General features: G+C 69.1%; 14 protein-coding genes. 4 read left to right on the top strand and 10 right to left on the bottom strand.

Features of this window, described 5'->3' with window-relative positions; genetic code table 11:
- The first annotated feature begins 14 nt into the window (after positions 1-14).
- Together ACO2Q3_RS18170 and ACO2Q3_RS18175 are read left to right on the top strand one after the other, a co-directional pair.
- Positions 15-1787 (top strand): cation:proton antiporter, encoded by a 1773-nt coding sequence (locus ACO2Q3_RS18170; protein WP_423309114.1) that lies wholly within the window; start codon positions 15-17, stop codon positions 1785-1787.
- A 285-nt stretch (positions 1788-2072) separates the two neighbouring features.
- A protein-coding gene (locus tag ACO2Q3_RS18175) for an IS630 family transposase (RefSeq protein ID WP_423305467.1) occupies positions 2073-3016 on the top strand; the annotation gives its coding sequence in 2 pieces (ribosomal slippage) (positions 2073-2408 and positions 2411-3016; 942 coding nt in all).
- Positions 3017-3028: 12 nt separating this feature from the next.
- Here ACO2Q3_RS18175 and ACO2Q3_RS18180 read toward each other — a convergent pair.
- The 10 genes from ACO2Q3_RS18180 to ACO2Q3_RS18225 all read right to left on the bottom strand — a co-directional run bounded on the left by ACO2Q3_RS18180 (position 3029) and on the right by ACO2Q3_RS18225 (position 12826).
- Positions 3029-4015, bottom strand: a complete 987-nt coding sequence (locus tag ACO2Q3_RS18180; RefSeq protein WP_423309116.1) for a type II secretion system F family protein — start codon at positions 4013-4015, stop codon at positions 3029-3031.
- 9 nt (positions 4016-4024) lie between these two features.
- Positions 4025-5008: a type II secretion system F family protein gene (locus ACO2Q3_RS18185; RefSeq protein WP_423309118.1), complete on the bottom strand. Its 984-nt coding sequence runs from the start codon at positions 5006-5008 to the stop codon at positions 4025-4027.
- Positions 5009-5014: 6 nt separating this feature from the next.
- Positions 5015-6520, bottom strand: a complete 1506-nt coding sequence (locus ACO2Q3_RS18190) for a CpaF family protein (protein WP_423309120.1) — start codon at positions 6518-6520, stop codon at positions 5015-5017.
- A 6-nt stretch (positions 6521-6526) separates the two neighbouring features.
- The gene (locus ACO2Q3_RS18195; protein WP_423309122.1) at positions 6527-8212 is read right to left on the bottom strand and encodes an AAA family ATPase; all 1686 of its coding nucleotides are present in this window, start codon (positions 8210-8212) and stop codon (positions 6527-6529) included.
- Positions 8213-8220: 8 nt separating this feature from the next.
- Complete coding sequence (locus tag ACO2Q3_RS18200; protein ID WP_423309124.1) at positions 8221-8907, bottom strand: CpaD family pilus assembly protein; 687 nt, start codon at positions 8905-8907, stop codon at positions 8221-8223.
- 8 nt (positions 8908-8915) lie between these two features.
- A complete protein-coding gene (locus ACO2Q3_RS18205) occupies positions 8916-10538 on the bottom strand; it encodes a type II and III secretion system protein family protein (RefSeq protein ID WP_423309126.1) in 1623 nt (540 codons plus the stop codon).
- Positions 10535-11410 carry a Flp pilus assembly protein CpaB gene (cpaB, locus tag ACO2Q3_RS18210; protein WP_423309128.1) on the bottom strand — a complete coding sequence of 292 codons (876 nt, stop codon included), beginning with the start codon at positions 11408-11410 and terminating at the stop codon, positions 10535-10537. The genes ACO2Q3_RS18205 and cpaB overlap by 4 nt, the downstream gene beginning before the upstream one ends.
- Positions 11411-11559: 149 nt before the next feature.
- A complete protein-coding gene (locus ACO2Q3_RS18215) occupies positions 11560-12084 on the bottom strand; it encodes an A24 family peptidase (protein WP_423309130.1) in 525 nt (174 codons plus the stop codon).
- A 199-nt stretch (positions 12085-12283) separates the two neighbouring features.
- Positions 12284-12457, bottom strand: a complete 174-nt coding sequence (locus ACO2Q3_RS18220; protein WP_423309132.1) for a Flp family type IVb pilin — start codon at positions 12455-12457, stop codon at positions 12284-12286.
- Between the two features lie 195 nt (positions 12458-12652).
- Positions 12653-12826 (bottom strand): Flp family type IVb pilin, encoded by a 174-nt coding sequence (locus tag ACO2Q3_RS18225; RefSeq protein WP_423309134.1) that lies wholly within the window; start codon positions 12824-12826, stop codon positions 12653-12655.
- 304 nt (positions 12827-13130) lie between these two features.
- Between ACO2Q3_RS18225 and ACO2Q3_RS18230 the strand changes: the two genes are divergently transcribed.
- Both ACO2Q3_RS18230 and ACO2Q3_RS18235 read left to right on the top strand, forming a co-directional pair.
- Positions 13131-13556 carry a pilus assembly protein N-terminal domain-containing protein gene (locus ACO2Q3_RS18230; RefSeq protein WP_423309136.1) on the top strand — a complete coding sequence of 142 codons (426 nt, stop codon included), beginning with the start codon at positions 13131-13133 and terminating at the stop codon, positions 13554-13556.
- Positions 13557-13621: 65 nt separating this feature from the next.
- Positions 13622-14197, top strand: a complete 576-nt coding sequence (locus ACO2Q3_RS18235) for a TadE/TadG family type IV pilus assembly protein (RefSeq protein WP_423309138.1) — start codon at positions 13622-13624, stop codon at positions 14195-14197.
- Positions 14198-14200: the final 3 nt, after the last annotated feature.

The following is a 14200-nucleotide window of genomic DNA, read 5'->3' on the forward strand; positions in this document are numbered from 1 at the left end:
CGGCATATAGGCGCATGGCCGCACCCGTTCACACCGACAGCTACAAGGACGTCGTCCTGTTCCTGGCCACCGCCGGGGTGGTGGTGCCGCTGTTCAAGCGGCTGAAGCTGAGCCCGATCCTGGGCTTCATGCTGGCCGGCGTGGCGCTGGGCCCCAGCGGCTTGGGCGCCTTCACCGGGACCGTCCCCTGGCTGGCCTACCTGACCGTCTCCAGGCCGGGCGAGATCGCCGAGATCGCCGAGCTGGGCGTGGTGTTCCTGCTGTTCATGATCGGGCTTGAGCTGTCGTGGGAGCGCTTGAGGCTGATGCGGCGGCTGGTGTTCGGCCTGGGCGGCGCCCAGGTGCTGACATGCCTGGGGCTGGCGGCGGCGGCGGCGTACGCCCTGGGCGCGTCGTGGCCGGCGGCGCTGGTGCTGGGCGCGGCGCTGGCCCTGTCGTCCACTGCCCTGGTGATGCCGGCCCTGGTCGAGCAGCGCCGCCAGCATGGCGAGGGCGGGCGGGCGATCTTCGCCGTGCTGCTATTCCAGGACCTGGCTGTGGCGCCGATGCTGGTCACCCTGAGCCTGGCGTCCAGCGGCGCGGCCACCGACGTGCGCCACCTGCTGCTGGCGTTCGCCCCGTCCGCCGTCGGCCTGGCCGCCCTGGTGGCGATCGGCCGGCTGGCGCTGCGACCGCTGCTGAAGTCGGTGGCGCGGGCCAAGAGCAGCGAGCTGTTCATGGCCGCCTGCCTGCTGGTGGTGATCGGCGCGGGGCTGATCTCGGCGATCTCCGGCCTGTCGATGGCCCTGGGCGCCTTCGTCGCCGGCCTGCTGCTGGCCGAGACCGAGTTCCGGCACGAGGTCGAGGTGATCATCGAGCCGTTCAAGGGCCTGCTGCTGGGCCTGTTCTTCGTCTCGCTGGGCATCAACCTGGACCTCGGCGTGCTGGCCCGCCAGCCGGCCCTGGTGCTGGGCGCGGCCGCCGGGCTGATCGCGCTCAAGGCGGTCGCCGTCACCGGCCTGGCGCGGCTGTTCGGTCTTAAGACGCCGGCCGCGCTGGAGACGGGCCTGGCCCTGGCGGCCGGCGGCGAGTTCGCCTTCGTGATCCTGAACCAGGCCCTGGGCGCGGGCGTCGTGCCGGCCGGCCTGGGCGCGGCGATGCTGGTGGCCGCCACCCTGACCATGTTCGTCTCGCCGGTGCTGACCGCGCTGGGCGCGCGGCTGGGCGCGACCCATCGCCCGGCGGCGAGCGAGGCTGCGGCCCCGCCGGCGCCCGACGGCGCGGCGCGGGTGCTGATCGTCGGCTTCGGCCGGGTCGGCCGGCTGGTGGCCGAGATGCTGGATCGGCACGAGATTCCCTGGCTGGCGGTCGAGCGCGACATGCGGCTCGTGGACGGCGCCCGCCACGACGGGCGCGACGTCTATTTCGGCGACGCCAGTCGCCCTGAACTCCTGCACAAGCTGGGGCTGGAGCAGGCCCGCGCCCTGGTCTGCACCATGGACGCGCCGGAGGTGGCCGAGGCGGTCACCGCCGCCGCCCGGGGCCTGCGCCCGGACCTGACCCTGGTGGTGCGCGCCCGCGACGCCCGCCACGCCCGCCGGCTGTACGACCTGGGCGCCACCGACGCGGTGCCGGAAACGGTGGAGGCTTCGCTGCAGCTGTCCGAAGCGACCCTGGTCGACATCGGCGTGCCGATGGGCCTGGTGATCGCCTCGATCCACGAGAAGCGCGACGAATTCCGCAAGGCCCTCAACCGACCGGAGGCGCTGGGCGGCCGACGGAAACTGCGCGACGCGGGCAAGGGCTGATGCCCTCTTGGACTTGAACCACGAACCACACCAACGGGTCCGAAGTGGGCGAAGGGCGGGGCTTCGCCCCAGCTGAGCACCGAACATCCAGCCCGAGGCGAGTCTTGCCCCGGCTTCGACAGGACCGGTGAGCGGGCTTCAGGGGCAGGGTTCGTGTGGTTCGTGGTTTAGATATGAGAACCGCAGCGCCGGCCCTAGCTAGAGCGGGTTCCTTTCTGGCGGAATCGGGGTTCCCAAATCAGCGGAGAGCTGATTCACCCTGGCTGCTGGGGGAGGCCAGCTGGGATGACGGCTCCTTACTCGATGGATCTTCGGGCGCGGGCGATGGCGCGCCGGGCTGCGGGCGAGACGCATCGCGAGATTGCGGCGGCGCTGCAGGTGGCGCCCTCGTGCATATCGAAGTGGGCGCGCCGTGAGCGTGAGACGGGATCGCTGAAGCCGGATGCGATCGGGGGCCGCAAGCCGCGGACGCTGAGCGGCGATCTGGCGAGGTGGCTGGAGGAGCGGATCGCGTCGGGGCCGTTCACGCTACGGGGTCTGACAGCGGAGCTGGCGGAGCGCGGGATCAAGACGACGCCGCGGGCGGTGTGGATCTTCGTGCGGGAGCAGGAGCTGACTTTTAAAAAAAGAGCGCCTTCGCCGAAGAACAGCTCCGACCCGACGTAGCCCGTCGCCGGGCCCGCTGGAGAACGCACCAGAAGAGCGTTGATCCCTCTCGTCTGGTCTTCATCGACGAAACCTGGATCAAGACCAACATGGCTCCCCTGCGGGGCTGGAGCCTGCGGGGCAAGCGCCTGAAGGGCTACGCTCCACACGGCAAGTGGAAGACCCTGACCTTCGTCGCGGCCCTGCGCAGCGACCGGATCGACGCGCCCTTCGTGATCGACGGCCCGATCAACGGCGAGCTCTTCCTGCTCTACCTCCGCGAGGTCCTCGTTCCGGCGCTCTCGCCCGGCGACGTCGTGGTGATGGACAACCTCGGCAGCCACAAAAGCCGAAAAGCCCGCGCCGCGATCCGCGCCGTCGGCGCTCACCTCATCTTCCTGCCGCCCTACAGCCCCGACCTGAACCCCATCGAGCAGGTCTTCTCCAAGCTCAAACACCTCATGCGAAAGGCGCAGCCCCGCACCGTCGAGGAGACCTGGCGAAGCGCTGGCGCGCTCCTCGACCGCTTCACCGCCAAAGAGTGCAGCAACTACCTCGTTAACGCCGGCTACGCTTCCGTGTGAACGAGTCCCGCTCTAGTGGTGCGCCATCTGGTCCTGGATGCGGATGATGGCCGGGCCCAGGATGACCACGAACAGCACCGGCAGGAAGAACAGGATCATCGGCACCGTCAGCTGCGCCGGCAGGGCCGCGGCCTTCTTCTCGGCGGCGGCGAGGCGCAGCTCGCGGTTTTCCTTGGCCATCACCCGCAGGGCGGCGCCCAGCGGCGTGCCGTAGCGTTCGGCCTGGATCATGGCGGTGACCACAGACTTGATGCCCGGGTGGTTGGTCCGCTTGGCCAGGCCCTCATAGGCCAGCCGCCGCTCCGGCAGGTAGCTGAGCTCGGCGGTGAGCAGGGTCAGTTCCTCCGCCAGCTCGATGGAGGTCGAGCCGACTTCCTGGCCGACCTTCTGGATCGCCGCCTCGATGGACATGCCCGATTCGACACAGATCAGCAGCAGGTCGAGGGAGTCGGGGAAGGCCTGGACGATGGAGTCCCGGCGCTTCTGGGCCATGTTGGAGATGTACAGGTTCGGCGCGTAGTAGCCGATCACCACGAAGCCCATGCACAGCGTCAGCCGCTGCAGCGTCGGCAGGTGGAAGTCGTTGATCACGAACAGGTAGAAGGTCGCCGCCGCGCCCAGGATGAAGGGCATCACGAAGCGGAAGAAGTAGAACCGGCTGATGGCGCTGGGCCCTCTGAGGCCGGCCTGGGCAAGCTTGTCCTGGACCCCGGTGTCCTCCAGCAGGCGCGACAGCTGCAGCTGGTCGACGACCCGCTTGTAGACCCCCTCGTCGGTGTGGCGCAGCGTGGAGCCCGGCTTGGCGGCCGCCAGCGCCTCGCGCGACTTGCGGCGCAGCTCCTCGCGCCGGTTGGCCACCGACTTCAGCCGCGATTCCAGGCCGCCGCCGCGCATGTAGGGCGTGGCGACGGTGATGATGGTGGCGAAGGCCACGACGAACACGAAGGCGGTGAACAGGTTGTCGGGATTGGTGAGGACTGCGGCGAGATCCTTGTCCATGGCCGGGCCTCAGAACTTGAAGTTGATCATGCGGCGCATGACGAAGATGCCCATCGACATCCAGGTCACGCCGCCCAGCATCATCAGCTGGCCGCGCGGGTCGTGGAACATCGGGAACATGTAGCCCGGCTGGGTGACGGAGATCAGCACCACCACGCCCGGGGGCAGGCAGCCGATGATCATCGCCGACGCGGTCGCTTCCGACGACAGCGCCTTGATCTTCTCGCGCATCAGCTTGCGCGCCCGCAGCACCGTCGACAGGTTGCCCAGGGCCTCGGCGAGGTTGCCGCCGGTCTTCTGCTGCACGTTCATGACGATGGAGAAGAACCGCAGCTCGGGCGTCGGCATGCGGTCGTACATCTTCTCCAGGGCCTGATCGAAGCTCATGCCCATGCCGATGCTTTCCATCAGCCGCTGGAATTCCCCGGCCAGGGGCTGGGGGGTCTCGCGGCCGATGATCTTCAGGCAGTCGTGCACCGGCAGGCCCGACTTGATGCCGCGCACGATGATGTCCATGGCGTCGGAAAAGGCGCTGGTGAACTTCTTGATGCGGCCGTTGGCCAGGAAGTTGACGATCCAGCGCGGCAGGCCGACGCCGATCGCCGCGCCCAGCACGGGCGCCGCCCAGATCGGCTGGCGCAGCACGACCACGAGCAGCATCACCGTCACGCCGAGACCGGCGCAGATGCCGTAGTAGAAGCCCGGCGTCATGGTCAGGCCGGCCTGCAGCAGCTTGTTGGACAAGGTCAGCTGGGCCTTCTTGGCCTGCTTCTCCTGGTCTTTCAGGGTCTTGACGATGGCCTTGCGGCGCGCATCCGGCGTGTTGGCGGCGGCGCGGGCGGCGCGGGCGCGGACCTCGCGGTTGGTGGGCGCGCGGGCGATCGCCTGCACGCGCTTGGTGGTCTTGGCCTGGCCGGGGGTCGCGGCGGTCAGGGCGAAGCCGACGCCGACCACCGCGATGAAGCCCAGGATCGCGCCGATAATGATCAGCATCGCGCCCTACTCCGCCGCATCCAGCGCCTCGGCCAGCTCACGCTCCAGGCCGTAGTAGCGGGCGCGGTCCCAGAACCGGGGGCGGGCGATGCCGGTGGAGCGGTGACGGCCCAGCACGCGGCCGTGCTCGTCCTCGCCGGTGATCTCGTAGACGAACAGGTCCTGGGTCACGATCACGTCGCCTTCCAGGCCCACCACCTCGGTGACATGGGTGATGCGCCGCGAACCGTCGCGCAGGCGCGCGGCCTGGATGATCACGTCGACCGAGCCGACGATCATCTCGCGGATGGTCTTCGACGGCAGGCCGTAGCCGCCCATGGTGATCATCGATTCCAGACGGCTGATGGCCTCGCGCGGGGAGTTGGCGTGCAGCGTTCCCATCGAGCCGTCGTGGCCGGTGTTCATGGCCTGCAGCAGGTCGAACGCCTCCGGGCCGCGCACTTCGCCGACGATGATCCGCTCGGGACGCATCCGCAGGCAGTTCTTGACCAGGTCGCGCATCGAGATGGCGCCTGTTCCCTCAAGATTGGGGGGTCGCGTCTCAAGACGCACCACGTGTGGCTGCTGCAGCTGCAGTTCGGCCGCGTCCTCGCAGGTGATCACCCGTTCGGTGGGGTCGATGAAGGCGGTCAGGGTGTTGAGCAGGGTGGTCTTGCCCGAGCCCGTACCGCCGGAGATGACGATGTTGCAGCGCGAGGCGCCGATCACGCCCAGCACCCGCGCGCCTTCCGGACTGATCGAGTTATACTCGACCAGGTTCTTCATGGTCAGCTTGTCCTTCCGGAATTTCCGGATGGTCAGGGTCGGGCCGTCCAGGGCCAGGGGGGCCGAGATGACGTTCACGCGGCTGCCGTCGGGCAGGCGGGCGTCGCAGATCGGCGAGCTTTCGTCGACCCGGCGGCCAACCTGGCTGACGATCCGCTGGCAGATGTTCATCAGCTGGCCGTTGTCGCGGAAACGGACGTTGGTCAGCTGCACCTTGCCGCCGACTTCGATGAACACCCGGTTGGCGCCGTTGACCATGATGTCGGCGATGTCGTCGCGGGCCAGCAGCGGCTCCAGCGGGCCGTAGCCGAGGACGTCGTTGATGATGTCCTGGACCAGGTGGTCCTGCTCGGCCACCGACATGGTGACGTTCTTGATCGCCACCAGCTCGGCGACGATGTCGCGGATCTCCTCGGCCGCCGACTTGGCGTCCAGCTGCGCCAGCTGGGCCAGGTCGATGGTGTTCAGGAGGGCGTTGAAGATCGTGGTCTTGGTGGCGTGATAGTAGTCGCTCTGCTCGCGGACGATCTCAGTGGCCGGAGCCTGTCCCTGGGCGGCGCTGAGCTGTTCGAAGCCGGGCGTGGCCTTGGGCGCGGGCTTGCTGGCGGCCGGCGCGGGACCGGCCGGCGCAGGCGCCGCGCCGGGCTCCACGCGCTGCGGACGCGTGGCGATGGTCGCGCCGCCGGCCGGCGCCGGGGGCGGCGCCTGCTTTGCCTGGGGTGAATCTGGCCCGCGCTTGCCGAACACGTCGCGTTACTTCCGCTTCAGGAGGGACGGGAGGGAGGACAGCAGCGAGCTCTTGGCCGGCGCCGCGGCCGGGGCCTCGCGCTGGTTGAGCATCAGCCGGGTGAGCTGGTCGATGGATTCCGCCGCCTTGGTCTTGGCGGCGACCTCGCTGATCATCTGGCCGTTGTTGGCGGCCTGGCCGAACGCCTTGGCGTCGAAGCCGATGGCGAGCACGGGCTGCACGCCCAGGGCCTCGCCGAAGTCCTTCACCGGGATTTCCGGGCGGCCCGGCAGACCCACCTTGTTCAGCACCACCTTGGGCGGGGCGTCGTTGGGACGGGCGGACTTGACCAGGTCCAGCATGTTCTTGGCGTTGCGCAGCGAGGCCAGGTCGGGTTCGGCGACGATCACCAGGTCGTCGGCGGTCAGCAGCATGCGCCGCTTCCACACCGTCCAGGCGTGCGGCAGGTCGAGGATCACATAGGGCGAGGCCGCGCGGATTTTCTCGATCACATGCTCGAAGATCTCGGCGTCGATCGCATAGTCCTGGTCCAGCGTCGCCGGCGCGGCGAACAGGCTCAGATGGTCGGTGTGCTTGACCATCATCCGGTCCATCAGCACCGGGTCCAGGCGGTCGGGCTGGGTCAGGGCGTCGAGAATGCCCTGCAGCGGATCGTGGTTGAAGTTCAGCCCGGCGGTGCCGAAGGCCAGGTCCAGGTCGACGATCACCGTGCCCGCCTGCATCCGCTCGGAGATCTCGTGCGCCACGTTGTGCGCCAGGGTCGAGGCCCCCGCGCCGCCCTTGGCCGAGCAGAACGCCATCTGGCGGCCGACGAAGGGCGCGCTGGGGTCGGCGTAGAGGGTGGTTACGGCGGCGATCAGCTGCAGGGTGCGCAGCGGCGGCACCAGGTACTCGCTCACCCCGCGCCGCATCAGTTCGCGGTAGAGGGCGATGTCGTTGGCCTGGCCGATGACGATCACCTTGGTGCCGGGGTCGCAGACCTCGGCCAGCCGGTCCAGCAGGGCCAGCATGCGGTTGGCCGGATCGCTGCTCTCGACGATCACCAGCGAGGGCGTGGGCTGGTTCTGGTAGAACTCGGCCGCGGCCGTCAGGCCGCCGGGACGCACCACGGTGGACGCGCGCTCCATGCGGCGGTCGCCCGCGGCGCCGCGGATCATGTCGCCGGTCTCGGGCGCCTCGCAGAAGGCGTGGATGGTGATACGCGGCACCACCGGTTCGCCGAGGGCGGAGGGGGCGGCGCTGATGAAGTCGCTGGGCGCGCTGGCCGGCGCGACCGGCGCCGGCTCGGCCACGGTCAGGACGTCATCGTCCTCCACGGCCGGGACGTCCTGGCGCGCACGGGGCGTGGCCGGGGGCAGGTCGGCGAAGGGATCGGCCGCCGGCTCCGGCGGCGTGGCGAGGCCGGCGAACGGGTCGGGGTGCGGCGCGGCGATCGGGGGCGCGTCGACATCCTGCTCGCGCCAGGCGTCGTCGCCAAACGCCGGTGCGGCGCCGGATGCGGCCCCGCCGCCCAGGCCGAGCCCCCCCCGCTGGCCGCTCAGGCCGGCGAAGGGATCCGGATGCGGCGCGCCCGCGGATCGTTCGATCGGCGTCTCGCGCCAGGCGTCGTCGAGGTTGCTCGGCGCGGCGAACTCGTCGTCGGCGTCGAATTCGAGATCGAACGGATCGGATTCAGCTGACTTGGGCTGCATGACTGGCCTTAGTGAACCGCAGTGGAAACAGCGCCATTGGCTTGGTCGTCCTTGGCGGTCGAGGTGGCTTCGCCCTTCCGGTAGTGGTCGAGCACGGTCTGGCGGCGGCCGGCATCGGCCGGATCCATGGCGCGCGGCGCCAGCAGGTCGGCGGGATTGGCGATCTCGGCGGCCAGGTTGGCGGTCACCGCGCAGCCGAAGTTGTTGTATTCGCGGTTGTCCTTGGTCGCCGTCAGGTTTTCCCAGTCCTGGCCGCACTTGGGACCCTTGGCGACATAGGCGGCGTAGCCCACCACGATCGGCGCGGCGTGGTCGCCGCCGCCGTCGTAGCTGACCACCCGCACCCGCTCCGGCGAGACGCCGTGCGCCAGCAGGTAGTCCTTGGTGTCGATGGTCGCCCGATAGATCGCCTGCGGGTCGCCGGCGTTGGACGGGGTCTTTACCAGCACGTCGCCGCCGTTGACGCTGTTCCAGTGGTCGATGAACACGTTCAGCGCCGCGGTCTGGTTGGGCGACAGGCCCTGGACGTGGGCCGCCAGCTTCAGCTCCTCCGGGTGCTCGCGCACCTCGATGGCGAAGCGTTCGGTCGGCGTCAGGGCGTTCTCGGCCTTGTGGCTGGTGGCCTCGTCGTCCGTGGCGCACGCGGCCAGGGACAGGCTGGCGAGAAGAATGAGCGAGAGTCTGATCATCGGCATGGTCCTTCTCATTCCACGACGTAGCCGTAGGGGCCCTGGTAGCTGTGGCCGGCCGTGGCGTCCGGCGAGCGCTTCGAGGCCTTGTTGATGCGCCCCAGCAGGACGGTGTCGATGTCGTTGGCGATCTGCAGGCCGTCGGCCGGCGTCGCCAGGTCGGCGGGGCTGGCCGGGTTCACCAGATACGGGGTGACGATCACCACCAGCTCGGTCTGGCCGGCCTGGTAATCGCGCGAGCGGAACAGGGCGCCCAGCACCGGCAGGTTCATCAGACCCGGCTCGGAGTCGAGGTCCTGCTTGGTCTTGTCCTGCAGCAGGCCGGCGATCATCATCGAGCCGCCCGACGGCAGCTCCACCACCGTCTCGGCCCGGCGCACCGTCAGCGACGGCACCACCACCACGTTCTGGGTCGTCGTCCCGCCGCTTGTGCTGGAGCCGGCGCCCAGCGAGAACGAACCCTCGTTGGACAGCTCCGACACCTCGGTTGAGATCTTCAGCGAGATGCGGCCGGCCGAGAGCACCACCGGGGTGAAGCCCAGGCCGACGCCGAACGGCTTGAAGTCGATGGTGACCTTGCCGGTGTTGTCCTGGCCCGTGGGCACGGGGAATTCGCCGCCGGCCAGGAACTTGGCGGACTCGCCGGACACGGCGGTCAGGTTCGGCTCGGCCAGGGTGCGCACCAGGCCCACCCGCTCGAAAGCCTGAACCATGGCGTTGGCCTGGTTGAGGCCGGGGCTGCCGGAGGTGGTCTGGGTCGTGGCCGTGTCCCAGTTGGCGATGCCGCTGCCCGGCCCGTGCACCACCTGCATGCAGGTGCCGGTCAGGCCGACCATGCACGGCACCTGCAACTCGGGCTGCTTGGTGGTGTCCAGCTGGTAGCCGCCGGTGGCGCCGCCGAGCAGCGAGCCGTTCACCCCGTAGGTGGGCGCATGGCTGAACACGTACTGCGCCAGGCCTGTCTGGCCGTACAGGGCCGACAGGTTGAAGCCGAGCTGCTTGATGACGTTGCGCTGCATCTCGACGATGCGCACCTTCAGCATCACCTGGTCCTTGCCGGCGATGTTGATCATGCTGATCACCTTCTCCGGCTTGTCGACGGCGGCCCGGGCCAGCTGCACGGCCTTGTCGGCGTCGCCGGTGGAGGCGACCTCGCCGCTGAGCACCAGCGAGCCGTTCATGCCATCCACGTGGACGTGCGAGCCGGGGATCACCTTGTTGATCATGGCCGCCACGGCGCTGCCGTCGATGTCGACGCGGATGTCCAGCGACAGGATGCGGCGCCCGGCGCCGTCGAAGAAGATCGCGTCGGTGGTGCCTTCCTTGACGCCCAGCACCGAGATGCGCCGGGGGCTGCGCAGCAGCACGTCGGCGACGCCAGGGCGGGTGACGAGCACGTCGCGGGCGTCCACCGGCAGGTCGATCAGGGCCGACTTGCCGGCCGGCAGGGCGAGCGACTGCGACGTCGCGCCGGCGCTGAGATCGACCCGCACGCTGGCGGGGGCATAGGCGGCGCCGGGGCCGGCCGCCGTGGCGGTCTCGGCCTGGCCGGCGACGGCGGGCGCGGCGGCCAGCAGGGCCAGCGGCAGGGCGGCCTTGGCCAGGCCGGACATCAGGGTCATCAGCGAAACCTTCATCGCGACACCGCCACTTCCGTGATCTGGCCGCCCTTGATCAGACGCATGCCCGGGGTGGCGCCGGCCACGCTGGCGTGGCCCGGGCCGCCGGCCATGTCGGCGTAGGAGCGCAGGGCCAGCATGATGGAGCCGCGCGTCTTGGCCTCGGTGATCAGCGGCGCGGCGTCCGCGGGGACTTCGAGGGTGATGGTGGCGGCCACGGCGGAGCGGCCGTTCTTCGGCGGCTCGGTGCTCTGGTCCACCGCCAGCACGCGCGCGTTGGAGACCACGATCTGGTCGACGACGCCGTTGCCGGGCCCCTTGTGATTCTGGTCGGTGAACGACTGCATCACGTCCACCCGGTCGCCCGGCTGGATGAAGCCGCCGGCGCCGGTCTCGGCGCTGACCGGCACGGCCATGGCGCGCATGCCGGGCTTCAGCACCACGGACATGTAGCCACCGTCGCCGGCGCGCACGAGCTTGCCCGCCACGATCGGCTCGCCCTTGGCGATGTCGGAGCGCACCACGGCGCCCTGCAGCGACTGCATCGCCGCGCCGCCGCCGTCGATCACGTCCTTGGCGGCGATCTGGGCGTCATGCGCCGCGCCGGCGACGCCGGCGGGCTTGGGCGCAGCCTTCACCCCGTCGGTGATGTAGGCGCCGTTGATGGAGTCCGTCGGCCAGGGCTGCCAGGTCATGTCCTGGGAGCCCAGCCGCACGCCCACCGGCAGGTCGTGCGAGGCGACCAGCACGCGGGTGGTGAACTTGGGCTGCTGCATCACCACGGTCGGTGGCGGCGCCTTGGGTTTGGCGCTGACGTTTCGCAGCAGCAGGGCGACCATCACGGCGGCGATCGCCGCAACGACCAGGATCGCAATTCGAACAGGGTTCATCGGTCTGGCGCGGCTCCCGCACGCAGGATTGCTGTGGGGGCGGCGCCGAGGTTCAGGCGTCATCCCTTGACGATTCGAGTCGCAACCCTTCTGGCGCGTAGCGAGAGTGGGCGGTCCATGGTTAACGTGGACCTAAACCCTCGGCGGATTCAGAACCCGGCGTGGGCGCCGCTCATCAGCGCGCCAAGCGGAAAGGCCCCCAGGGCGCCCACCGCGATGGCCACGCCATAAGGGGTCGCGCCGCCCGGCGTGGCGAGGCGGTCGACCCAGCCCGGGCCGACGGCGGCGAACGGCCGCAGCCACGCCGAGCGCACGGCCAGCAGCATCAGCGCCAGGGCGCCGCCGGCGAGGCCGGTGTAGAGCACGAACGGGATCAGGCCCTGGACCCCCAGCCACATCGAGGCGGCCGCCATCAGCTTGGCGTCCCCGCCGCCGATCCAGCGCAGGGCGAACATGACGATGCCGACCGCCAGCATGCCCACGCCCACCAGCAGCGACAGGCCGATGGCGGGCCAGGTCTCGCCCGCCGCCAGCGCCGCCGGCGCGAAGGCCGCGGCCAGGGCCAGGGAGATCCAGTTGGGGATGGTGTAGGTTGTCAGGTCCCGGATCGCCGCGATCACCACCAGCCCGGCGAAGACCACGAGCATCAGGGAACGAAGGACGTCGGCGGACATGGCGGTTCCTGGGGCGTTGCGGCGGGGCGCCGGCGGCGCGAAGCGGATCGCCAGGATGCGCGAAAGGCGGTGAATCAAAGGTTTCGCCGGCCGTCGCGGACCGCCTGGACCAGGGCCCGAACGCAGAGAGGCCACGGCGTGAACCGTGGCCTCCTGGAATATCGCTGCCGGCCGCGTTGCGGCCGCCAGGACGTTGTGATCAGCGGGTGCCGCCGATGGTGTTGCCCACCGAGGTGAACTGGGCGCTCAGTTGCGTGCCGACCGTGGTCACGGCGGTGATGATCACCACGGCGATCAGGGCGACGATCAGACCGTATTCGATGGCGGTCGCGCCCGATTCATCATGGACGAACTGCTTGAGAAACTTCGACATGAGTGTTTGCTCCAGAAGACGAGCAAAGGGCACAGCCTCCACGAAGCGCCCCCGCCCCGATACATAGCGAGTATGGCCTGGTCGATTTAAGGGTAGGTGAAGTTTAGTGGTGAAATCCTATTAACCGGCCAAAAGCAGAAGGAGGCCGCGGCGGGCGCCGCGGCCTCCTCCATCAGTCTCGCTGGACCGCTGGGATCAGCGGGTGCCGCCGATGGTCGTGCCCACCGCGGTGAACTTGGCGCTCAGCTGGGTGCCGACCGTGGTGACGGCGGTGATGATCACCACCGCGATGAGGGCGACGATCAGGCCGTATTCGATGGCCGTGGCGCCCGATTCATCCTTCATGAAGCGCGTGACAAACTTGGACATTGCTTGATCTCCTTGATTTGCAAGCAGGCTTTTGAGGGATCAAGCCACTTCAGGCCCGCTTGCCCCCGAACACGAGCACACTTTCGTCCACGGCGCTTAATGGCCAGTAAACATCACAGTATAGGCCGGATTTTTTCTTTGGTTTACTGGAATTTACTATTAGCTTTGATTAACCATGCGACCAAAATACCTCCGGAAGGTCGAGGAACCTTGAATCGATGCGCGCGCGTACGCGAGGGAGCGTTCAGCCTTTGTTGACCATTCGGGCCGAGCCTGGGGTCACCTGATTTTTTCGGATTCGCCCATGCGCCGTCTCGCCGCCCTCGCCCTGATCGCCGTCGCCCTGCCCGGCGCGGCCCTCGTTCCCGGCGTTTCCTGGGCCCAGGCCCTGTCGGTCACCATCGACCAGGCCCAACGCCTGACCATCTCGCGTCCGGCCAAGGACGTGATCGTCGGCAACCCGGCCCTGGTGGACGTGGCGATCCTTGACGACCACCACCTGCTGCTCACCGGCAAGGCCTACGGGGTGACCAACCTGGTGGTCACCGATCCGCTGGGCCGCGAGATCCTGCAGCGGCAGATGATCGTCTCCGCCCCCGAGCAGAACCGGGTGACCGTCTATCGCGGCGCCGAGGCCAGCAGCTACGCCTGCGCTGGCAAGTGCGAGCGCTCGGGCGGCGAGCCCGCGGCCGGGGCGCAAAATTCGGCCGCCGCCACCCCCACCCCTTAAGCGTCGGTTAGGCGTAAGGCGCTAGTCTGCCGCCCGATGGGGTGAGCGAAGAGGGCGCTGCGCGCGTGACCAACGCCGGACAATTCAGGCTGCTGACGACGCTGCGCCGCTTTGCGCGCGCCGAGCGCGGCGCCACGGCGGTGGAATTCTCCCTCATCGCCCTGCCCTTCTTCATGCTGCTGTTCGGCATCCTGCAGCTGGGCACGCTGTTCATGGCCTCGACCACGATCGAGTCCGCGACGGTGACCGCGGCGCGGCAGATCCGCACCGGCCAGATCCAGAACGGCGGCACCAACACCGCCGCCGGTTTCAAGAGCCTGGTCTGCAACAACATGTCCTGGCTGTCGTCGGCGGACTGCACCAACAACCTGTCGGTGGACGTTCGCACGTTCGGCAGCTTCGGCACGATCACCAACACGCCACCGGTGAAGAACGGCGCGATCGACCAGACCCAGCTGCAGTTCAACGCCGGAACCAACTGCTCGATCGTGCTGGTGCGGGTCTACTATCCCTTCACCCTGGTGGCGCCGGCGTTCACGCCCGGCCTGCCCGACCTCGGCAGCAACCAGAAGCTCATCACCTTCGCCTCCGCGTTCCGCAACGAGAACTGGGGCAATACCGGCAACTGCGGAGCCCCTTGAGGC

Origin of the sequence: Caulobacter sp. KR2-114, assembly GCF_049446115.1 — a bacterium.
In the GTDB taxonomy this organism is placed as follows: Bacteria; Pseudomonadota; Alphaproteobacteria; order Caulobacterales; family Caulobacteraceae; genus Acaudatibacter.